Below are 22,436 nucleotides of genomic sequence, written 5' to 3' on the forward strand. Positions count from 1 at the left end.
CATTGATGTTAATTCTACAACCAAAACTGGCGATCGCCTTCCACTGTACCTGGAGCAATTCCTTGTAACCGCCGATAAGCTATTTTGTCAGAACCGTATAATGGGACGGGTAAGCGAGGTTCTTTCAACGCTCCGTGATGTAGCAATGTCAGTTTAAGTGTAGCTTCTATTATACTTTCAATTGATACTTGCTGTTCATGTTCAGGATCGGGAATAACCTTTAAACGCAGAGGATAAGGTAAACCCATTTTCTCAGACTTAACTTCAGTAGTGACTAAAATTACTTCATACGGCGATAAGCGAAGAGCTAACCCTTTAGTTGGTGCTGTCACTACAGACTGCTGAAATTTATATAGTCGTGGAATCTGAGATTTTACACACTCTACCAAAATAAACTTTGAACCAATAACTTTTGCTCTTTCTCTTAAATTCTTTATTTCATCACCACAAAAACGTCCATCACGGTAAATTAGTACAGTTTTTTGTCTTAATTCAGCAGATGGTAGAAACCTCTCTAGTGTTCGTTTATCAATTGTTTCACCCTCGGTTAAAGCATCTTCCAGTCGATAACGAATAAACTCTCCTCGCTTGTCATAGAGACGCACACTCGCACAGACATTTCTACTTCCGATTCCCTTCTTTTTAGAAATTCGGGAAACATCAAAGCCGATGAAATAATCAGCAATTTCTAAAGGTTCAGCTAAAATAAAGGGTAAGTTTCCTAATTTTGCGAGAATTCCTGGAATTACCTGGTTAAGGATATTGCCATAATTGCTGGTATTTTTTAATGTATCTTCATAAATTACTTGACTAGCAATTTCACGCCGGAGTAAGCGTGAAGAAATAAAAGAATAAAAGCTACCATCATCAGTATTATCAGCATGGCGATCGCTCTGAGGTAAAAATGTCAAAACAATATCAGTAGGAATCGCCATTAATTCATTAATAGCGTGTTCAGCTTTTTCTCTATCATCAGAGATACTTGAACTACTTACTGATACACTAACTCGATGAACAATTATGCTTTCAAACCCATAGTCTTTTAGACGTTTCTGAACTTCCCTGATAAAAGGATCTACCTTCAAATCACAAAGTTTCAAAGCTGCAATCCGAATCGGTCTTGCTTTATCTTCATATTGAAATTGACGACGATAAACGCCTGCTTTTGATAGTCCTTTAAGAACATCTCCTCTCCTACTAATAAAATTTTGACCAGATTTATCCTTTCCAAATAAAAGTTGAGTATCTTCAAGCTTAAATTTTAGTGGTAAGAATAATTCAGAGCAATTGCCACTCTTTCTACTATTAATACAGTTTTCTGATAATACAAATCCATAAATACTTAGAGCTAGTGCGGCTTCTTTTTTGTATGAAGCCAAACTATTTTGCCGCTCTTGATAAGGAATCTTAGCTTCTTTGAGTAAATCCCCATAGTTTACATCAAATCGTTTGGCAGTATCCTCTGTGATACAGGGAATAAGAGCAGCCATTGCATAAGGATACAATTTTTTATTCTTACCAAACTGCACAACTACAACAGGTTGATCTTTAGGTGCTTCACGAATAGCGATTTCACTGGTTGATGCAGGCTTATAGTCGAGTAATTCTTCTTCACGCTCACCAATAGTTCCTTCAATATCTACAATAGTAGCTGAACTATTCTTTTCAATATCTCGAACATTTAAACCAATTAATAAATCTCTTGGATTTTGTCTATAAGGATGATTTTCGTAGAATTCAGACAATTTTCCTTTAAATACAAAAGAACTCCGAACGGTTATAGCAATAGCTGGGTGTGAAATATTTTTAATTTCAATTGCTTCTGCCCAAAATTTTGCTTCTCGCCTAACTTCAATATTGTTAAATGGAATAGTAAAATATGAAAATGGTCGTCTAATTTTTAATATTCTTATAGCTAGTTCAGAAAGGATATCAGCAGATATCTGTGGTTGGCTTACCCATTGGATTGAATAATAGCGATCGCCAATATCTTTTTTCAATTCCTCTTGAATTACTGTTAAAGCTTTTCGCCATTCATCTAAACTTGGCATTGCTTGATCAGGTTTAGCTAAAACCCAGAAATTTCCATCTGCAAAGATGGCCATAATATCAGGAAATTTCTGACTGAAGCGCCAACTTAAACGATTTCCTATTTCAGTATCTACTCTGGGAGTCAGTCGAAAGCAAATTAAGTTAGGTTGAGGAATATTTAGTAAAAATATCTCTGCCAAAAATATTGGGGATATATTATTTTTTAAGGGGGATTGAAGCACACCAGCAGTCATGTAGAAACCTCTAATATAGTAAATTCACAAATTGAGTTAAACGGACAGTAGCGACAACTTACACCCGGGTTTTGGGGAAATATTTGACTGAAATCAGCAGAATTTTTACGGTAGCGTCTCAAATCTTCTTGATGTCGTTGAGCTATTAAAGCGAGTTCTATCTGAAAAGCCTTAAGAGTGTTAGATGTTGCACTGATAGGTTCTGACCAGTTACCATTTTCTAAGTTATAAAAAGACGCTACTGCTTTTTGCTGGGGGTATCGGTAACTAGCAGCTAGTAAATAAATATACCCTTGCCGCCGATCAAAATCAGAGTGACCAGTTTTGAAATCTAAAATGTGCAAAGTATCATCTTCTTCGGCAAAAATACAGTCAATCGCAGCATAGAAGTTAAAAGACTGATTACCTTGCTTAATCAAAATTGGTTCTGGAAAACCCTCATCACCTCGGCTAAGTTGAATAATTTTCTTCTCAGCAAGAATTGGATTTTGCTGGTAGTTTGTCAGTATCTGAAATACTCGCTGCTGAACCAAATCTGACTCTTTCCGCAATTCCAGAATCTCTATCAATTTTTCTACAGCGTCTTCTTGATGTAACATCGGGGAGTTTTCATGAAACTCATAAACTCCCTTTTGTGCTAGTAATCCAATTCGCACAGGAGTGCTATCACTTGCCAAGATTGCTGCAACCGCAGGTTCTTGCGATCGCGCTTTTGTAAAACCTCGTTTCATGTCACAGTGTAAGTGTTCTTTCCCTATTGGCGGGGAAAATTGCAACCATAAGTTGTAGCTGGCAAATGGTAGCCAATTTTGGCTCATTGATGTCAAGTTCCAGAATTTAGCAGAGAAAAAAGTTTTACTTGGTTAGGATTTCGTAGATTGCTGTATATACATCAATCTCGGTGGCGATTTCCAAGGTATGCAAGCCTTCTAGCATCTGTTCCGCAGCTTTTATGAGTTGTGGATTGCGGGTAAAGGTCTACCAACGGAGAAACTTAGTTGTTCAGGGTTCAACGATTGTTTATTCATATTTTTGCTCTTGTGTAACGGAATTGGACTCAACGAACATCAGTATAGCCGCCTGAATTGCTATATAATTTCAACAAGGCAAGATATAAGTTGTTTAGTATTGAATCATATTATTCAACTTGTAGTAATTTTGTCAACTACATAATTAATAATAAAATTATGTTGATTTATATATTCAATACTGGTACTATTTATCTATGAGTGATTCAAAGGCTAAAAATTTTGGGTGACTTATAGCCCAGCGACTCCTGAAAAGCTTTTTAAAATAAGGCTTTCAGCCTACTATGACTCAAACCGATAGAAGGTTTATTATTATGTATGCTTCAGGAAATGCGTTAGGCAGTTGAATATGATTATGGATAAACAAGAGAGTCAGAGTTTTGGCAGGTGTATTTGGCAAGCCCGTAGAAAGAAGGGATTAAGTCAGCGTGAGCTAGCAGTAAAGGTAGGGGTGGACTACACCTATTTGTCCAAACTAGAAAACGACCACGTTGAGCCAAGCGAGAAGGTGATCCGTTCGCTAGCAGAACATCTTAGTTTGAATGCACAGGAGCTGATGTATCTAGCTGGACGCATGACTCAAAATGACTCGGAAGCTTTTGAGAACATGGTTAAGGCTAACTACAAAGAAATGCCTGCTTTATTTCGTCGAATGAGGGAAAGTCCGGGTATTGATTCTTTAGTTAAAGCAAGAGATGAGCAAATTGTAAGATTACAAAAAGAAAATGCGGAGTTGAGAACTAAAGTAGAAAAGCTTCAAAAAAAACTTACCTTATTCAAGCCTTACATTTTTTACTCTCAAGAGGAGATAGAAAGGAAAGCTAATGAAATCTTACAGCAGATGCAAAGTTTACATAATGATGCCGCTAAAATACCAATTGATGCTACTAGAGTATGTGATTATTTGAATTTAAGCGTTGATATTGGGGAAATCTTGCCTGATGAACATGGGTTAATAGTAGCTAAAATTTTACCATTAGAAAGAAGAATACTGGTAAATTCAGGTCTTCCAGAAATGCTAGGGACTTTTGAAGAGTTTACAATTGCCCACGAAATAGGTCACTGGGTACTTCATATTAACCAAGAAGATAGTGAGATTTTATCAGAAGAAATTAACGGAAATAGTGATGATGAAAATCAAGTAATTTTATTCCTATGTCGTAGTGCTAGTAGCCCAATTGATAAATTTGAAGCATTTGAGTGGCAAGCTCAGTATTTTGCTAGTTGTCTATTAATGCCTCGTTACGTTCTACAAGAATTATGTAAAGAACGTGATTTAACTAATTGGAGCCACCTTTATGCAATCACAAAGGAGCTTGGTGTAACAACATCCAGTCTTATTTATCGTTTGCAAAATCTAGGTTGGATTTATATACCTAAAGGTTCTAAGCAAATCTATCCCGGAAAAATAGAATTAGAGCCTAAGCAGCCAAGAATGTATTATTTATGAGGAAAAAGTGAGGAAAAAATAACGTGAGCATCTTCAAGGCATATAGATACTATTCTAAAACAGAAATTGAGCAGAAAGCTTATGAAGTTCTAGAGAGGATGAAGGCAGAAAATTTTACTCCGAAGTGGCCTTTTGACGCTAATTGTACTGCTGATGCTTTGGGAATAATGATTGATTGGCAAAGTATACTTCCTGATGATAAAGGAGAAATCGTAGCTAAAATAATTCCTAAAAAAGAACCAAAGATAGTACTTAACAAGAACATACAGAAATTAAAAGAAGAGGGTTTTCAAGCATCTACAATTGCTCATGAAATTGGACATTGGATACTTCATATAAATCAAGATGTAGCCAGAGGTTCTGTGGAGCAGTTAGAGCTAACCCTAAGTATTGACTCAATTGAACAGCAATTTCTATGTCGTAATGTTAGTGAGCAGATTTATAAGAGCCGTCCTGAAACTCAGGATGACTGGCGAGAATGGCAAGCTCAGTATTTTGCTAGCTGTCTGTTAATGCCTAGAGAAATTTTGGAAGCTAAACGAAAAGGACGTGATTTAACTAATTGGCATCACCTTTATGCAATGCAAAAGGATATTGGTGTAACCATATCTAATCTTGTTTATCGTTTGCAAGACGTTGGTTGGATTCACATTCCCAAGGGTTCTAAGCAAATATATCTCGGTAAAGCTGCACCGAATGGGCAGACAAATTTATTTAATAGGTAAAGTGCGATCGCCATCATCTCCAAAACGCGATCGCACCTCACACACCACTACACTAGAAAGTAAGATGCTCAGGATAGCCTATGAACGCTGCTACAGTTACCTTACCTCTTGTCCTCAAATTGAAAATTGACTTGACTGATGAGCAATTTTTCCAGATGTGTCAGAAAAACCGCGATTACCGATTTGAGCGTACAGCATCAGGGGAATTATTAATTATGCCACCTACAGGTAGTGATACTGGCAACCGTAACTTTGATATGGTTGTTGAATTAGGAATCTGGAATAAACAGACTAAATTAGGCAAAGGTTTTGACTCTTCAACTGGTTTCACATTACCCAATGGTACAGAACGTTCTCCTGATGCTTCTTGGGTAAAAATTGAGCGGTGGAATGCTTTAACCCCAGAACAACAAGAAAAATTTGCCCCAATTTGTCCTGATTTTGTAGTAGAGTTGCGTTCTCGTACTGATTCATTGAAAGAATTGCAAGATAAAATGCAGGAGTATATCGAAAATGGCGCTCAATTAGGCTGGTTAATTGATCGTAAAAACAAGCGAGTAGAAATTTATCGTCCAGGTAAAGATGTAGAGATATTAGAGAATCCTGCTAGTTTATCAGGAGAAAATGTACTACCTGGATTTGTGTTAGATTTACAGCAGATTATATAGCTTTATTAATTAAGATACACTTTCGCAACATTTCTTTTTAGCGAGATGCTTTTGCAGTATACACAAGCAACCTGTGAGTGAGTTTAAGGTAAAATTAAGGGCGTTCTAAAATCAAAATATGATTCAGTAACGCCCTAAATTTAATTTATTAAGCCTCGACAATCCCAAGTCTAGCTACACAATTATGGTTGAAATTAGATGAGGCTTTGACAATTGAGCAAACCACTAATTAAGCAAAGGCAAAAATTTGCGAATTAACCCAATTGTCACTGCTGGTAATTCCAACTGCGGTGTTAACCCCACATCTTCTAACTGTTGAAAAAATCGGATCGCTTGGGGATTAATTTCGGCAAGGCGGCGACCAATTGATGGCCCTGTAAATTCCGACCTTTGTCCCCAAATAATGGCGGTGGGAGTTGTTAGTTGTTGAATATAAAGAGATAAATCAAAGCATAAATCGCCACGGACAAAAGACAGTGCTGCATACTCAGCATTAGGCTGTTGGGCCGATTCTAAATAAGCATCTACAATTTCTTGGTAGACTCGATTAGGCTGGGCAAATTGCCGTTGCTCTAGGAAGCTGCGAATACCCCCACTCGTAGCTATTCCAGTGCTGTAAAGTAAACGGTCAACAAGGGGAACGCTGACTAACTGGGCAAAAAAACTACGGGAATAGTCTTCGCCAAAGTCGGAAAGTCCGGCGGGGGTAGTGAGAATTAAAGACTTGAATAAATCAGGATGAGTTGCTGCCACTCGAATTGTAAATGCTGCCGTCAAAGAAGAAGCGATCGCACTTACTGGCCCAGTACAAGTCTGCTCGAAAAACTCCCGAATCGTGGTCAAATAATCCTCAATATTATAACTTTGCGCCGGATGCTCAGACCTACCCCAACCGATTAAATCTGGCGCAATCACCCTATATTCGGCGGCAAAAGCCGGATAAACTTTCGACCACTCATAAGCAGAAGAACCACCACCAAAACCATGCAGGAACACCAAAGTTTCCCGATCATCTTTGGCGGTTAGATTGTCCAGCCAAGGTGACCCAGCAGCAGTATAGTATGCCATTCTACCTAGTGAGGTATTTATGGAGCGTTGTTCAAATCCTAGTGGTTGAAACATAAGTATTTTTTGTTGACTGTGGTGATTAGTTAGCACAAGTGGAAGAAGAGACTTGGGGCGCGGGGACGCAAAGAGAGTATGTGATAATTTCTTTGCGTCCCCGCGTTTCTTTAGTCACTCTGAATGCTTACGTATTTAGTTCCAACTCCCCACTCATTGTTATTATCGGCGAACCAATCACTCTAAGACTTCTCGCTACCGCCAGATTAAGTAGATATAAAATTACTGGATTCCTTGTAAAGATTTGGTGATTTTTTTTTGATCATAGAAAATAATTTAAGGTTGTAATTACTGTTTTATAAGGGTTTTTCCTGGTAGCGACTATCAATAAGGCGTGAATCAAACATAAGTTTTTATGCTAGTCTATCAAAAAACTCATAAATAATTTTAAGCGTCAATAAGAGTCAAAAGGCTCATTTTAAGAAACTATTAATTCTACTTCTATATGTAGAAACAATAGCTTTTTATGTATAACTACTCTAATTATTCTCTAAGTAATGGTAAGGCGGGATGTCATGGTAAAGCAGGCTACTCTTCAATCAAATAAACTACCAAGGATTGAAGACGCTAAATTTGCGCTTGACAACTTTGATATACAAAACGAAATTACAGCTTCAGCTTGGCGGGGTCAGGTTGAGCCAGCTATTGATGCTGCCAGAGTGACTGCACCTACTTGTATTTGTTTAGACTTAGAAGAATTGAAGTGTTTTGAAACAGTAGAGCGCCATTATGAACGCTGGGGAGTAATTTTTCACAATTCTCTAGCAATACAGCCATCAAATCCAGCATTTCCAACCTATTCAGGGCTAACAGTTTTAATGGGAGCGCCTAAAAGCGGATTTTTAGAAGCTAGTTTCTTGCATCCGGTTAACTCGGTTAGCGCCTTTGTCACTAGTTCGCAACGGCTAGTGCTTTCCGCCTACGATCGCGATCGGCAACTGCTCGGTCAAACTGTACTACCAAGCGCTAATCTTGCCAATTCAGATTCAGCAATTTCCCCCAATACTTTATTATCTATAACTGTGAATAACATATACAGCGTTAGCTTCTGTGCTTTTGATGGTCAATTCACCCTCGATAACTTTCGTTTTTGTCTTTAAAAAGCCTTTATGCCCTTGCTCTGAGCCATCTAAAATGGTATCTTGATTTCCGCCGTGCTGTACTAGTCTACTATCCGTCCATGAAAACCGGGTATCTTGTAGTTTGGGCTTCACCCTTTCTTCATCCTTAGTAAAACTTATACAATACAATAGGTAATTTCGTAATTAAGTAGGTAAACACTGTGGCACAGGCTTCGTCTTCTTGGCAGCAATTGATCAACCAGATCCCCAGATGGAACTGGCCGCTGACAAAATTCAAGACCAAGGGAGCCACAAAGCAGCAAACATTTAAGCGCTTCTCTGGGCCTGGGGGCTTTCTTGGGTTCCTGACAATCGTCGTTGCCATGTTGTTGTGGAACTGGAAACTGCTATTGGCTCTCTTAATCGGCGTTGGGGTAATGGTATTGGTTTACTCAATGCAGGAGTGGGACTGGCAATTGCACTGGTCTAAGATACGTAAGTTCTTAAACAGTTCAAATCGTCGGTTAGCCTTAGCAGTCGTCAGTGGTGGTCTTGCTACAGTCAGCACTTACATGGCAGCTGCAATTTGGGTTGACTCTCACAGTCCCTGGATTGCTGCTGGTGCTATTGTGCAAGGTGTGGGAACCCTGTTAACTTTAATTTTATTGGTATGGCAAATTGTCAACTTCTATGGAAATCGAGAAGAAGACCACCTCGATCAGTTGTTGGTCAATTTAACAGAAAAAGATCCATTGAAACGGTTGATTGCCCTACGTCAACTAACTAAATTTATCAGCCGTAAGCGAGTTGATTGTTCAGTGCAGCAAGATGTTATCGAATGCTTGCAACTCCTACTCAGTCGAGAGGAGGAAGTTGTAATCCGAGAGGCAGCTTTTAAGAGTTTACAAGCTTGCGATCGCCTCCGGTCGGTCGGAGACCATCGCCTACAACTGCTACCACCCAAAACAGCAGCAACTTTCGTACCCGTATCTACAAAAGTCAAGCACCACGTTTATTAACTATGGCTCAAAAGCAGTACGAAAGCGAGTTTCGGGTCAACCAGGCAAGATATCTGTAAATAAATGTGGTTATTTAATATACAGTATGCCAAACTATAGCAATCCAATTTGATTCCTGAATTTACTTGCCTGACAGGGAACAGAAAACAGGAAAGAAGGGATAAATGTGTACTGAGTCTTGTTCAAAAATAAAATAGCATTCCTATATTAGTTAAACATCAAAATCCAAATTTTACTTAAAAATCAAGGGTATAACGCCCCAATTTTTACAAAATATTCCAATGTTAGATAATAATGTTATTTTTTATTGTCTGGCAAAATTTCCATACTTTTGGCGAAGCAACTTTACATAATTACTAAAAAGTCATAAACATTAATTACTTTTGTGTAGACAATGATAAATAGGATAGAAAAAACTCTAGACAAACAGCGAGATATTAGATTTGATATCTTAAAAACTATCGCCCTGGTTTGTATTATTTTTGCCCATGTAGGGCCTGAAAATAATATTTTATTTGACATCAGACGTTTTGATGTGCCTCTGATGGTTATTTCATCAGGAACATTATATTACTATTCAGCTAACAATAAAAATATATCTTTTTTGAATTATTTGCAAAAAAGATTGCCTCGTCTGATTGCCCCGGTATGGTTATTTTTGACTTTTTTCTTCATTTCGGCTTATCTGATATTTCTTTTGCTAGCTAAACCTTATCCATTTTCGTCTCCAGAAATAATTGAAACATTTCTCTTCTTAAAAGGGATTGGATATGTCTGGATTATTCGTGTATTTACTCTCGTTGCTATTTTTGCAAATCCTTTATTGAAGTTATACAAATTATGTAAGTCGGAAAATAAATTTTTAGCTTTGCTATTTTTAATATATCTGGGATACGAAATATTATTTCTTAAAATTGGTCGTTTTCACTTACACAGTCAAATCATTATACAATTGATCGATGATTACTTATTTTATCTTATTCCCTACGGATGTTTATTTGGCTTGGGCATAGTCTTACTCCAACTGAAATTCAAAAAAATATTATTTATTTCTGGAATTTTCTTGACTATATTCTTATTATTAACTGGTTTCTATTACCGGACTCTAGGACATTTTGTATCTACCTCAGATTTTAAATATCCACCCAGAATGTACTTTGTTTCCTATGGAATTTTTATGTCTTTGTTTGCTTTTTGTGCAATAGATAGAATTTGTTCTAAGTATAATTTATCTAACAATAATCATGTCTTAATTAGGGGAATTATTTTTATCAGTTCATCCTCTTTATGGATATATTTGTGGCATATATTCTTTGTTTATTATTGGCAAACCCTGGTGGTATATTTACCAAAATTTGCCACTCACTTTCTGATTGCCTTTTCAGTGGTAACTGTAGGAGCGATCGCAGTCACTTATCTACAGAAAAAAATCATTTCTGGAATAATTAGGAAAACCAAATTTGGTCAGAATAACTCGAATTTGCTTTCTATGTTGTTGTTGAAATAAGTAGGTAGGCGTAATTAAATATAAGATCAAACCTCACCCTCAATCCCTCTCCTTATTAAGGAGAGGGAAGCCGGAGGCAGGGTGAGGTTTTATATTTAATTTGATCCACTTACTTAATTTATATTCAGGGAAACAAAACAAAATTTGTGATTTGTGATTTGCCATTTGCAAATCACAAATCACAAATGCTTATTTGGGAGACAGCCGTCCATTGCGAACTTGCACTACCCGATGATTGCATCGCCGCACCAATTGTTCATCGTGGGTGGTAACAATTACTGTAGCTCCAAAGGAATTTAACTTCTGGAGAATCTGGATCACTTGCCAGGAATTATCTGGATCGAGATTTCCAGTAGGCTCATCTGCCAACAGCAGGGGTGGTGTACCAACGATCGCACGGGCAATACTCACCCGTTGTTGCTCTCCCCCAGACAGTTGATCTGGAAAGCAGTCAGCTTTATTCAGCAAACCCACCAGTTTCAAGGTTGGTTGTAAACGTCGTTGAATTTCTTTACGAGTATACCCTTGAGCTTGCAGCACAAAAGTCACATTTTCCGCTACTGTTCGTTGGCTAATCAATTTGTAGTCTTGAAAAACAATGCCAATCCGTCGCCGCAATAATGACAAGCGATCGCCCCGTAAACCCGCGACATTACATCCATCAACAATTACTTCTCCCTGTGTAGGCAACTCCTGGCCATACAACAGTTTCAAGAGCGTTGATTTACCAGAACCACTTGGCCCTGTGATAAACAGAAATTCTCCCTTTTTTACCTCAAGGTTCGCATTCAACAAGGCATGACAGCCGTTAGTATAGGTCTTGGTTACAGATTGCAATTGCACCTTTGCAGTAGTATTACTACCGTGCTGTTGAGTTTTACTGTCCTGTGTAGGAACTGATTTATCTGTCTTAACTTGAGTTGTTAATACTGGCATTGTTAAATTTTCCTCATACCCACAACCAAACAGTTTGCCGGATTAAATCCCACATTCCTCTCAAAAATAAGGATTCCCAGGTTTCGCCTGGGAATTTAAAATTTAACAAAGAAAATTTAAAATTTTTTGAAGGCTTTAATTTAATAATGATACAAATACCTTAGTAGGGGCACAGAGCAATGCTCATTGGTGTCAACTTAAAGTAGAAATCGCTTAGGGAGTTGGCTTCCACGCCCGCCCAGAAATGAATTTCGGCGGCTCATAGCCAAAGTCTACTTCAGTAGACTAAAGATTTTTCAAGTTATTTAGTAATATGAAGATTACTTGAGCTAAAAGCCAAGGAACTTCAGTTCCTTGTGGGACATGAGTTTTATGTTAAGTTGACACTTATGAGCTTTTTCTGTGCCCCTACGAAAAATCTATATGTATCAAACTTTGTCTGAAATAATATAAGTAATAACACTCAAAACTCAGCACGGGCTAAACGCCCCGCTCCCCACTCTTAACTAATTGCACCCCTTGTTGTCAAACGATAAACAAACGCTTTCACCGCAAACGCTGGCAAAGCCAACATCCGCCGCCAACGCCAAGGTTCTTGATAAAGCCGATACAACCATTCCAAATTATTATTTCCTAACCAGGCGGGAGCACGAGTTTTAGTTCCCGACCAAATATCAAAACTGCCACCAACGCCAATCCAAATTGCTTGAGGACACAAATGGCGGTTTTCGGCAATCCATAACTCTTGACGTGGCACTCCCAAACCGACAAAAATCACTTGTGGCTGCAACTGAGCCAGAGTTTGTCGCAATTGTGCTTCTTCTTCTGGGGAATGGTAGCCTGAGTGAGTGCCTACTATATTCAAATCTGGAATTTGCTGCTGCCAAAAATCTGCTGCAATTGAGGCCACTCTAGGCGCCCCTCCATAGAAAAATACCTTTGCCCCTGTCTTCTGTTGCCCAAGTTCTTGCAAAAGTTTTTCTGCTAATTCAATCCCCGGAAAACGCTGCACTTTTTGCCATAACAGCCACCGCAAATACAGAACAACCCCGGCTCCATCTGGAATCACTAGTTCAGCATTTTTAATCACCTGAGCTAATAATTGATTTCGCTCTGCCTGCATAGTCATTTCTGCATTCAGCGTTACTACATGAGTTCCTTTGCCTGCGTCCAGGCATTCTAACAACCAGCCTGGATAGTTAGCCATCACATGAACTGGTATTCCCAACACTGAAAATGCTTGATTGCCGTTAGACATAGCCTATTGTTGATTAACCATCACACCAGATTTCCTTGAATGTTAAGTTTATCAAATTTTTTTAGATTAGAACTTAGGCAGGAGAGATTCCCCATTGCCCTGCAACAATAGAAAGCATAATGACCTAATTAGTCTTGGGCGCTTGTACTTGGACTGAACCAGTGCAAATTTTATTATTGTTAAAGTGTAATATTCACTCAGTATAAAACGCTCAACACGCAACTCTGGTTCCGAGAACACAAGCCCCCACTATACTGTTTGCAGTTAGTGTGGGAGTATGTCACGAAACTCGACTTTACGGTTAAGGTAGTGTAACGGGCTGAAGTTGGCTATGAGTAAAATTCGTATCGCTCTGATTGAAGATCATGACCTAACTCGTGTGGGTATTCGGACAGCACTACTGCAAAGGGATGAAATTGAAGTTGTAGGTGAAGCTGCCAATGCTGTTGAGGGACTAAAAATGTTAAAAATGGTACAACCAGATATTGCCATTGTAGATATTGGTTTACCAGATAAGGATGGCATTGAGTTAACACGGGAGGTAAAATCTACTACTAATGGGCAGCAGCTAGTCACAAAAGTATTAATTTTGACGCTGCGGGATAACAAAGAAGCGGTGTTGGCAGCTTTTGCGGCTGGCGCAGACTCTTACTGCATGAAAGATATCAAATTCGATAATTTGCTGGAAGCAGTGCGAGTAACTTACAATGGCAACGCCTGGATCGATCCGGCGATCGCTCGGATTGTATTACAACAAGCGCAACAAAATCCCCAAAAGTTGGAATCGACAAAAGCCGATTCCAAGACTATTGGCTCTAACCCTGATTATGTCGAGAATCTGGAAGGAATTCAACCTTACACCCTGACAGAAAGGGAATTAGAAGTGTTACAGTTGATTGTCGAAGGTTGTAGTAATGCACTAATTGCGGAAAGACTTTACATCACTGTTGGGACTGTTAAAACTCACGTTCGCAATATTTTGAATAAGCTATGTGCCGATGACCGTACCCAAGCAGCAGTCCGCGCCTTGCGTTCTGGATTGGTTGGATAAAGTTAATTTTGGTATGGAGTAATTATTTAAGATGAACAAGAGATCACAACTTTGAGAAAGTTATACTTTCAAAGTTAATGGCAATTCTAATTTTCTGTTATTTATCAGGTGGGATAAACATCACGCTATCTCGCCATTCAAATATGTGAAAACTGAAGTCAAATATGTCTGAGATCGGGTTGGAAAAACTTAAGCTCATGGTGGTAGATGATGAGCCAGATAACTTAGATCTACTCTACCGCACTTTTAGGCGAGATTTTCAAGTATATAAAGCCAATCATGCCTTTGCTGCTCTGGAAAACTTGGAGAAATTTGGCGAAATGGCAGTGATTATCTCTGACCAAAGAATGCCAGAAATGAGTGGCACTGAATTTTTTAGTCGCACCGTAGAGCACTATCCAGATACTATTCGGATTTTGTTAACTGGTTTTACTGATGTCGAAGATTTGGTGGATGCGATTAACTCCGGTCAAGTATTTAAATACATTACCAAACCCTGGAATCCGGATCGGCTCAGAGCGTTAGTTGAGCAAGCCACTGATACATATCGCCTAGTTAAGAAGCGCACGCAAGAGTTGCGTCGCGCCCTACGGCGAGAATCTTTGTTTAATGCGGTAACAACAGCAATTCGGGAATCTTTAGACTACGACAGTATGCTGCAAAAAATTGTAGCAACTCTTGGACAAACATTTGAAGCTACCAGTTGCTTGCTCAGACCAGTAGAGGGCGATCGCCTCACACAAGACGAGTTTTTTTACCGCGATCCTGAATCCGATGTATCAGATTTCTTCTTCGACCCCAGTGTTTTAATTGAAAAGGTGCTAGAAACCCGTCATTATCAACTTGCTGAAGATGTATATAACGGTAATCCCTCTCACCACTTGGTTGTACCACTTAGCTACCAGCAGCATATGTTGGCTGTGCTGGTCCTCAACCAATGGGGACGCGATCGCCCCTGGCAAGACGAAGACATTCAACTGATTGCAGGTGTTGCCGAACAAGCAGCCTTAGCCCTCTCCCAAGCAAAACTCTACCAGCGCCTCCAAGAAAAACAACAGCAGATTCACACTGAGTTGGAGGTGGCTCGCCAAATTCAATACAACCTGCTACGCCAAACTTTACCTGACATCAAAGGTGTGAAAGTGCAAGCCTGCTGTTACCCAGCGCGGGAAGTAGGAGGCGATTTTTTTGAAGTTTTTGTTCATCCCAAAGGCGACTTGTGGTTGGCAGTGGGTGACGTTTCTGGCAAGGGCGTTCCAGCTGCTTTATTTATGGCTAGTATTATTTCAGTCTTGCGTCGGGAATTATCTCAAGAAACACCAGCCGAGCCAAATGTGGTTATGCAGAACCTCAACCACGCTCTCAGTGAAGACTTGATTAGCAACAATTATTTCATCACCCTTGTCTTAGCCTGTTATACCCCTACCACTAAGGAACTCGTCTACACTAATGCCGGTCATATCTATCCACTGTTATGGTCACGCCAAGGTGCTTTAGCCGACAATCCCAATTACCTGAAAGTCCGCAGCGTTCCTTTGGGGATCTTGCCTAAGTGGCAAGCACAGTCTGGTCGTTTGGTTCTCGCTGCTGGAGACACATTGTTACTAGCCAGCGATGGAATTACAGAGGCGATGATATCAAATGATCCTGATTTAGCAGCAAAAACAGTGTATAGTGTTGAGCCAGCTAACCGTTCTATGCTGAATCAAGATGGTCTTTGGCAACTCTTACAACAAGAGCAACAACCGCTTTCTCTTAACCATTTACTAGCTCGCATCCAGGCAGATAACCACGTTCAAGAAGATGATCAAACTATACTTTCACTGGAGATTTTGTAAGTGATGAAAAGCGAGCTTCATGTACCAAGTGACTTGAATTTTCTTAATATTGTCGAAAACTGGTTGCTGGGATGTTTGAAAATCCAGTTAGGAGAATCTGTGGATTGGTCACGGCAATCAAGTCGTTTGAGACTGGCTTTGGTAGAAGCCTACTCAAATGCAGTCCGTCATGCTCACAAGGACAAACCAAATTTGCCAATTTTACTGCGTTTGGAACTCAAAGACCGGGAGCTTGCCCTAGAAGTTTGGGACTACGGCGAAGGCTTTGATATGTCTACGTACTACGCTCCAGACCCTATGGAAAAACAAGAAGGTGGTTATGGTTGGCTGATTATGAATCGTCTTATGGATAAGGTCGAGTATCAGTTGCAGGTTAATGGTGCTAACTGTCTCAAGTTAGAAGCTACTTTACCCGAATTAGCCAAATAAACAAAAGTGACTATTTTTCAAGTAATGTGATTTATCCGAATTTTCGATGCCTAGTTTTTGTTTTGGGTATAATCAAACATTGCCTAAGCCATTATACTTATTTGCCCTTTTGACGACGTAAAAAAAGTAACACCAATTTCCCCAAAGAATGTGACAGATACAAAACAAGGAAACCCAGATTAAATCAGGCTTTATGAATTTTGAATTTTTAATTGGTATAACTCTTGGGGGGAAGCTAAAAGTTTGATTCTGGTATAGGAAATTTGCCGTTGTTGGTTAAGGATAAATAGCCACAAGACATTCACACTACACCATGAAGTTTGTGCTTTGCCTGTTACCTGGACTTGGATATCACCGTTTTCTAAAGTCTCGGCTATTCCGGTGTTGGGGTAAGCTTTAATGTTTTGGCCTTCTTGTTTTAAGTAGGCTGCGATCGCATCTGTCCCCACAATATCAGATTCAAATGGTGGACGCATCACACCATTTACCGCAAAGAAGGCAGCAGTTGCCTCAAATTCTCCGGCATTTAAAGTTTCAAAATAGCGCAGTATACTTGGTTCTGTAATTCCCTCAATCTGGAATTCTTCTTTCAACTGCGCTGGCGATATAAATTCACTAGAAGTCATAAAATTGCCTGTATCATCCTAACTCAATATTAATTTCAATACAAAAATAGGTAAAAAGAAAGCTGCTATTGAGATAGATTGCCACATATTCCTAAATCTTCCTTATGATGGAAGTTTTACAGCAGAATTTAGCAGGAGGCAGTCCTAACCCTCCTTAAAAAGGCTACCGTGTACACACAAGCCGGAAAACCTTATCCACATTGGCTTGAATCTAGTAGGGTGCGTTATGCACATTAGTCCTAACGCACCGAAAATCTGAGACTGAGGAAAATTCGGCGGCGAAGCAAAGCGTCGTGGGCTTTGACTATCTAGACTACTTCTGATAGATACAACCCACAGGGATTAAAACCAATTCATCGCCATCACTATATGGGCTATCCTGCTATTGGATTTACCCGCTTGTGTAAAGGTGAAGATGTTGATATTCTTTACAAAGATGAATTTTTATACTATCGCTTTTTTAAGCAACCAGAGGAAAGGCCGAAGCAAATAAAGCCACCCACCATAGTGGCTAAAAGCAATCGATTAATAAAAAAACTTTTGGATAAGGTTAATCAAATTATTTTCTAAGTTTAGCTTTTGCCCAACCTTGCTCATCATGCCTTTATTTGGTGAGCAGTGTCTACTCTCATATTGCAAAAATGCCTAAAGTTACTGTTTCCATCCCCACTTTTAATCGAGTTAATTTACTGCCTTTCGCAATTGAAAGTGTACTCAAGCAGTCTTATGAAGACTTTGAACTAATTATCTGTGATGACGGTTCTAGCGATCGCACGCCTGAGTTAATATCACAGTATACAGACCACCGGATTAAATATATCCGTCATCCGCAAAATATTGGTAAAAGCAATAATATGCGCTCTGGCTTTGATGCTGCCAGTGGTGAGTATTTTATTAAGTTTGATGATGATGATCGACTAACACCCGATTTTCTCGCAAGTACCGCAGCTATTCTTACTCAAGACTCTAGCATTGATTTTGTTGGTACAGACCATTGGATAATTGATATTGATAATGTGCGGGATGAGGTAAAAACTCAAGAAAATTCTCATCGCTGGGGTAGAAAGAATTTACCAGCAGGTATTGTAGATAATTTATTGGAAGTTGTATTTATTCAACAAAGCTTTCAAGTTGGGGCAACATTATTCCGCCGTAAAACATTGCAAGAGTTAGGATATATGCAGCCAAATCTGCAAAATTGTGAGGATAATGATTTATTTGTGCGTCTGGCTTTGGCTGGAAAAAATGGTTATTATTTACCAGAGTTATTGATGGAATATCGCTACCATGCAGAGCAGCAAGGTATCAATCGAGCCATTCCTTATTTATTTGATAAAATCCGGTATTTAGAAAGTTATAAGTTTGAGTCTGGAAAAATAGAGACAATCAGGAAAAATCGTTTAGCTGAAACGCAATTATTATTAGGTTTGCGTTTAATTGAAAAGGGTGAAACGCAAAAAGGCAGAGAGCTAGTTTTAGCAGGAAAGTCTTTTTCAACTCCTAAAGCTTGGACTGGTTTAGGATTATCGCTGTTACCAGTTGGGTTGCGAAGTAAGGCGTTTAATGCACTGCGACAGGTGCGGGGTTAGACATGAAACCTAACCCTCCAGCCCCCTTCGCTACAAGGGAATGGGGAGAATTCAAAGCCTAGAGGAAAACCGCAAAGGGGTTGGCAAATCTACCTATTTTGTGGAATAGTTGGGGTAGGTTGGTAAGTTGAATTCGATCTCAGTTGATTAATCACAAAGAATGTACCAAGAGTTAAGGCTATAGATAGGACTGCGATCGCTAAAGAGTTAGTCTTCCAAAAGCTTAGTTTCCCTTGTGTATAAGCCGTATTGACTATATTCAATTCCCGCCTAGCTTCTTCTAAAATTGATTGGAGAGCATTTATCTGCTCATCTTCTAGTTCTGCATATCTATCTTGTCTAAAAGCATTTTCTAGAATTTTTACCTTTTCCTCAGAAGATAATTGAGCAAGTTCTCTGGTGACAACTTCATAGGGATTAGTCTGCTTTACAGGTTGTGAGGATGGAGTTTGAGAGTTGGGTTGAAAATGTTGTTGAGAGAATTTTTCCAGTTTTTCATGTTTGACTGGTTGTGAGGATTGATTTGGCAGAATTGGTGGTTGAATCGGAGTATCTTGTCGAATATCTTTTTTGGTAAAACTGTATACGTTATTTTGAGTTACAGGTTTTGATGATTGGTTTTGAGGTGTTCGGGGTTGAGTTGGGATACGCTGATTATTACCTATTTCATTTGTCTTCAATGACCATTTCTACTCACTATCTTGGACAACCATATTCTTCAATGAAGAATACAAGTAATGGTTGACTTCCCGTTTTTCAACTCCCAGCATATCAGCAATTTTTACTGCCCTTAGGGGAGTACCACGTTTTAATATCTCAACAATTTTAGATTCCAGACTATCCATATTAACCACCAATTTTAACTTTATACAATAAAGTCAGACAGTTCCTTCTGCAAAACTGTCTATAATTTTTAGCATTGTTTTGTCACCTAAGCCTTTGATACGATCTACGACATTACTAAAAGATTTGAATTTCCCATTGTCACGCTCACTGATTATTTTTTCAATTATTTTAATATTGATACCAACCCGTCTCAACTTAGAGGTAAGCTCAGATACACTCAAGGTATGAAGTGCCTCCAATGGTTCCATTGGTTTTGGAATTCGGTTTTCAATTTCCTTTAGTCTGTCATTAATATTTTTAATTTCAAGCCTAAACTCTGTCTGTAATTCAATAGTGCGGTTTTCAAAGCGGGATTCAAGATTTGTTACGCGAGACTCTGTGTTGCTAGACCGTGATTCCATATTTATTAAGCGGGATTCAATACCATCTGAAGCAGCAGGTACATTGTTGGTAATAAAAGCTTTTGATTTTCTAAAAAATTCAACTTGCTTTGTTAAAGTCTCCTCATTCTCCGACTCAATTATAAATACTCCAATCATCTCTCCTTTACGAATATCTATTTCTCTAGCTCTAGCCGCAGCATAATATTCAAAGTCTCCATCTACTACTTCAAAAGATTGCAAACTTGTTCTGCGGACTACAATAGGGTTAACAACCCCTTCAGATTCTAAAATTAACTGAGCAGCTTGTTCTAGCTCATCATCTGCAAAAGTTGAACGAGGCTTGCTGGAGGTAATTTTCTTGACAGCAACAAGTGAAGTAGATAGTTTCATTAATCTAACCCTATTTTTTGTAAAACTTCTATTGCTAGTAACTCAAATTCTTGTGCGGCAATTGAATCTGGCTTAAAATCAAGTACAGACATGGGATCTGCTATCTCCATATCTCCTATAATCAGAGATTTCTCAGCACATTTCGCTAGATCATCTCTATCATAAATTACTGTATCCATGACTTGAAGATTATACCGTTTTGAAATTGCTTCTAGTCTTTTAGGTAAAGTATGTTTCACAAATTGATTGTTAGTAGATATCTTACAAGCAAGGACACCTAAAATTTCAATAGGAGGTTTTCTTATTTGTTTTCTAAATGTATTAACACCTTTGATAAACTCTTTAACGTTTGTTAATCCTTGGTTGGCAAAAGGTTTTAGATCCGATGGAATGATAAGATAGTCTGAGGTAATCAAAGCAATTCTCGCATAAAGATTGAGTGATGGGGGAGTATCTATAAGGACAACATCATATTTATCTTTTACATATTCTAACTTATCAATAAGTATCAGTCTACTACCATCAAGAGCATTCAAATCAGTTTCATTTCTCATCAAATTGATGTGTGCAGGAACAACATCAATCTCAGGATTACAGAAATTAGATTTTCTGGCTACTTCTGAAATAGGATAAAGTTCTTCAGATTGCAATACTTGAAGAAGATTAGAGTCCTTGATATCATCAAATTCTTCATCATCGAATTTGACTAATCCTGTGGCAAACGTAGTGTTAGCTTGACTATCAAAATCAATTACTAAAACTCTTTTACCCTTTTTTCTGATAGCAGCAGCCAGGTTAACTACAGTGGTTGTCTTACCTACGCCGCCTTTATTATGGTAAACCGCAATTATTTTCATTGAATTTTGCCTCTTTGTTTCAAAATTTAAATTATTTTCAGTTATTTGAACTTCTGATTTATCTACTAACTGTCCTTCTTTCAGGCTATCTCTACCAATTAAACCTTTAATTTTATCTAACTTGATCTCAACTTCCTTCCCAGAACATTGAAATACTAATTGAATATCATATTGCAATTTTTGATAAATTCTAATTTCTTTGCCATTAGTCAGCAATCCATATCTGACATTCAAGCTGGTTAAATAATGCCTAAGTCGCGGGAGATGATGATTTAAGTTTTGTTTGGGATGCTTTGCCTCCATGACGACACTCAACGGTGAGTTTGCATCTAAGACAAAGGGAATCACTTGTGCAGCAAATGCTAAGAAATCTAAGCGGATGCTACCAACGGCAACTTCTTGATGCCAGGTGTCAGGAGTATAACCTAGCTGCGGTAGCAAATATTGCACTATGAGTTTGCTTTCAACTTCACTTTCGTTACGGCATAGCTCAGGATTAAAAGGCAATATTTTTCTACCTCTAAATAATTCTTGGACTTGGGACAAAACCTGATATTTGCTCGATTATGGCATAGCTTTAATTATTTTAAGTGATATAAATCACTTAGAAAATCTAAAAAATCATCATTAAACTAGTATTTTTACTGAATTAATAACCAATTTTGAGAGTTAGCCATATTCAAAATTAACAGGCTATGTATGTATTTCCCCATTATCCCTGTAAATGGCTAGAATCAAAGAGTTTAGTTAACCTATTTGCACTAAAGGTTTTGGCTACTGTATCTTGTCCCCACTGCCATCAACTCGTTGATAGTCAAGCTATTAATTGTCCCAATTGCCGGACAACACTCAAAGCTTACGGTCATCCCGGTATTCCACTGCACCGCGCCACTGGGGAAGGATATCTGTGCGACACTTGCACCTATGAGGCTGATGATACTTGCAATTTTCCCCAGCGTCCCCACGCCAAAGACTGTACCCTCTACCAAAATATTGAAGAGACAAAGTTAGAGTTGAAACAGCAGCGTTACACTAACAGTTTTGCAGTAAATGTGAAAAGTTGGGTAAAACGCAATCAAGCTTTGCTGTTGCTATTAGGTTTATTATTGGTCTGTTTGTTGTTCGTTATATTAAGGTCTTGATTTGTATTTAGTGGGGAGTGGGGAGTGGGGAGTAGGGAGTGGGGAGTAGGGAGTGGGGAGTAGGGAGTGGGGAGTAGGGAGTGGGGAGTAGGGAGTGGGGGAAATAAGGGAGCAGAGGGAACAGAAGAAGAAGAACTATTAATTATTGCACAATCCCAAATGTCCTCATCCCCCCATTCCCCATTCCCCATTCCCCATTCCCCATTCCCCATTCCCCATTCCCCAT

Annotated in this window: 22 protein-coding genes; 12 read left to right on the forward strand and 10 right to left on the reverse strand. The window is 38.8% G+C overall.

The window, feature by feature from the left end; genetic code table 11:
* Positions 1-14: 14 nt before the first annotated feature.
* Positions 15-2,285, reverse strand: coding sequence for a Piwi domain-containing protein (locus HWQ23_RS11265; RefSeq protein ID WP_292827859.1), 2,271 nt, complete (start codon positions 2,283-2,285; stop codon positions 15-17).
* Positions 2,282-3,103, reverse strand: a complete 822-nt coding sequence (locus tag HWQ23_RS11270; RefSeq protein WP_292827862.1) for a PD-(D/E)XK nuclease family protein — start codon at positions 3,101-3,103, stop codon at positions 2,282-2,284. The genes HWQ23_RS11265 and HWQ23_RS11270 overlap by 4 nt, the downstream gene beginning before the upstream one ends.
* Before the next feature lie 565 nt (positions 3,104-3,668).
* Here HWQ23_RS11270 and HWQ23_RS11275 point away from each other — a divergent pair.
* The 3 genes from HWQ23_RS11275 to HWQ23_RS11285 all read left to right on the forward strand — a co-directional run bounded on the left by HWQ23_RS11275 (position 3,669) and on the right by HWQ23_RS11285 (position 6,156).
* Positions 3,669-4,763 carry a helix-turn-helix domain-containing protein gene (locus HWQ23_RS11275; protein WP_292827865.1) on the forward strand — a complete coding sequence of 365 codons (1,095 nt, stop codon included), beginning with the start codon at positions 3,669-3,671 and terminating at the stop codon, positions 4,761-4,763.
* 23 nt (positions 4,764-4,786) lie between these two features.
* Entirely contained in the window at positions 4,787-5,488 is a 702-nt protein-coding gene (locus tag HWQ23_RS11280; RefSeq protein WP_292827867.1) for an ImmA/IrrE family metallo-endopeptidase, read from the forward strand.
* Positions 5,489-5,568: 80 nt separating this feature from the next.
* Positions 5,569-6,156, forward strand: coding sequence for a Uma2 family endonuclease (locus tag HWQ23_RS11285; RefSeq protein ID WP_292827869.1), 588 nt, complete (start codon positions 5,569-5,571; stop codon positions 6,154-6,156).
* 225 nt (positions 6,157-6,381) lie between these two features.
* Here the strand turns inward: HWQ23_RS11285 and HWQ23_RS11290 are convergent, their stop codons facing one another.
* On the reverse strand, positions 6,382-7,278 hold the full coding sequence (locus HWQ23_RS11290) for an alpha/beta fold hydrolase (protein WP_292827872.1): 897 nt from the start codon (positions 7,276-7,278) through the stop codon (positions 6,382-6,384).
* 515 nt (positions 7,279-7,793) lie between these two features.
* Here HWQ23_RS11290 and HWQ23_RS11295 point away from each other — a divergent pair.
* From HWQ23_RS11295 to HWQ23_RS11305, 3 genes are all read left to right on the forward strand, one after another.
* Positions 7,794-8,378, forward strand: coding sequence for a hypothetical protein (locus HWQ23_RS11295; protein ID WP_292827875.1), 585 nt, complete (start codon positions 7,794-7,796; stop codon positions 8,376-8,378).
* Between the two features lie 182 nt (positions 8,379-8,560).
* The gene (locus HWQ23_RS11300; protein WP_292827878.1) at positions 8,561-9,358 is read left to right on the forward strand and encodes an armadillo-type fold-containing protein; all 798 of its coding nucleotides are present in this window, start codon (positions 8,561-8,563) and stop codon (positions 9,356-9,358) included.
* 394 nt (positions 9,359-9,752) lie between these two features.
* Complete coding sequence (locus HWQ23_RS11305; protein WP_292827880.1) at positions 9,753-10,865, forward strand: acyltransferase family protein; 1,113 nt, start codon at positions 9,753-9,755, stop codon at positions 10,863-10,865.
* Positions 10,866-11,054: 189 nt separating this feature from the next.
* Here HWQ23_RS11305 and ftsE read toward each other — a convergent pair whose 3' ends face one another.
* The gene (gene ftsE / locus HWQ23_RS11310; protein ID WP_292827883.1) at positions 11,055-11,801 is read right to left on the reverse strand and encodes a cell division ATP-binding protein FtsE; all 747 of its coding nucleotides are present in this window, start codon (positions 11,799-11,801) and stop codon (positions 11,055-11,057) included.
* A 502-nt stretch (positions 11,802-12,303) separates the two neighbouring features.
* Positions 12,304-13,059, reverse strand: a complete 756-nt coding sequence (locus HWQ23_RS11315; protein ID WP_292827886.1) for a WecB/TagA/CpsF family glycosyltransferase — start codon at positions 13,057-13,059, stop codon at positions 12,304-12,306.
* Positions 13,060-13,390: 331 nt separating this feature from the next.
* Between HWQ23_RS11315 and HWQ23_RS11320 the strand changes: the two genes are divergently transcribed.
* From HWQ23_RS11320 to HWQ23_RS11330, 3 genes are all read left to right on the forward strand, one after another.
* Entirely contained in the window at positions 13,391-14,110 is a 720-nt protein-coding gene (locus HWQ23_RS11320) for a response regulator transcription factor (protein ID WP_292827888.1), read from the forward strand.
* 164 nt (positions 14,111-14,274) lie between these two features.
* Positions 14,275-15,948, forward strand: coding sequence for a SpoIIE family protein phosphatase (locus HWQ23_RS11325; protein ID WP_292827891.1), 1,674 nt, complete (start codon positions 14,275-14,277; stop codon positions 15,946-15,948).
* Between the two features lie 3 nt (positions 15,949-15,951).
* Positions 15,952-16,377: an ATP-binding protein gene (locus tag HWQ23_RS11330; protein WP_292827894.1), complete on the forward strand. Its 426-nt coding sequence runs from the start codon at positions 15,952-15,954 to the stop codon at positions 16,375-16,377.
* Between the two features lie 191 nt (positions 16,378-16,568).
* Here HWQ23_RS11330 and HWQ23_RS11335 read toward each other — a convergent pair whose 3' ends face one another.
* A complete protein-coding gene (locus HWQ23_RS11335) occupies positions 16,569-17,003 on the reverse strand; it encodes a ketosteroid isomerase family protein (protein WP_292827897.1) in 435 nt (144 codons plus the stop codon).
* A gap of 369 nt (positions 17,004-17,372) precedes the next feature.
* Here HWQ23_RS11335 and HWQ23_RS11340 point away from each other — a divergent pair, with 369 nt between their 5' ends.
* Both HWQ23_RS11340 and HWQ23_RS11345 read left to right on the forward strand, forming a co-directional pair.
* A complete protein-coding gene (locus HWQ23_RS11340) occupies positions 17,373-17,573 on the forward strand; it encodes a hypothetical protein (RefSeq protein WP_292827900.1) in 201 nt (66 codons plus the stop codon).
* Between the two features lie 71 nt (positions 17,574-17,644).
* On the forward strand, positions 17,645-18,592 hold the full coding sequence (locus HWQ23_RS11345; protein ID WP_292827903.1) for a glycosyltransferase family 2 protein: 948 nt from the start codon (positions 17,645-17,647) through the stop codon (positions 18,590-18,592).
* Between the two features lie 89 nt (positions 18,593-18,681).
* Here the strand turns inward: HWQ23_RS11345 and HWQ23_RS11350 are convergent, their stop codons facing one another.
* Genes HWQ23_RS11350 through HWQ23_RS11365 form a run of 4 tightly spaced genes read right to left on the reverse strand, consistent with a single transcriptional unit; the run spans position 18,682 to position 21,575 of the window.
* Positions 18,682-19,272 (reverse strand): hypothetical protein, encoded by a 591-nt coding sequence (locus HWQ23_RS11350; protein ID WP_292827906.1) that lies wholly within the window; start codon positions 19,270-19,272, stop codon positions 18,682-18,684.
* A 9-nt stretch (positions 19,273-19,281) separates the two neighbouring features.
* Positions 19,282-19,437, reverse strand: a complete 156-nt coding sequence (locus HWQ23_RS11355) for a hypothetical protein (RefSeq protein ID WP_292827909.1) — start codon at positions 19,435-19,437, stop codon at positions 19,282-19,284.
* 33 nt (positions 19,438-19,470) lie between these two features.
* Positions 19,471-20,211 carry a ParB N-terminal domain-containing protein gene (locus tag HWQ23_RS11360; RefSeq protein ID WP_292827912.1) on the reverse strand — a complete coding sequence of 247 codons (741 nt, stop codon included), beginning with the start codon at positions 20,209-20,211 and terminating at the stop codon, positions 19,471-19,473.
* Entirely contained in the window at positions 20,211-21,575 is a 1,365-nt protein-coding gene (locus tag HWQ23_RS11365; protein ID WP_292827918.1) for an AAA family ATPase, read from the reverse strand. The genes HWQ23_RS11360 and HWQ23_RS11365 overlap by 1 nt, the downstream gene beginning before the upstream one ends.
* Before the next feature lie 263 nt (positions 21,576-21,838).
* On the opposite strand from HWQ23_RS11365, the gene HWQ23_RS11370 reads away from it, so the two are divergent.
* A complete protein-coding gene (locus HWQ23_RS11370; RefSeq protein ID WP_292827915.1) occupies positions 21,839-22,210 on the forward strand; it encodes a zinc ribbon domain-containing protein in 372 nt (123 codons plus the stop codon).
* Positions 22,211-22,436: the final 226 nt, after the last annotated feature.

The sequence above is a fragment of the Nostoc sp. JL33 genome, assembly GCF_017114985.1.
Classification (GTDB): domain Bacteria; phylum Cyanobacteriota; class Cyanobacteriia; order Cyanobacteriales; family Nostocaceae; genus Nostoc.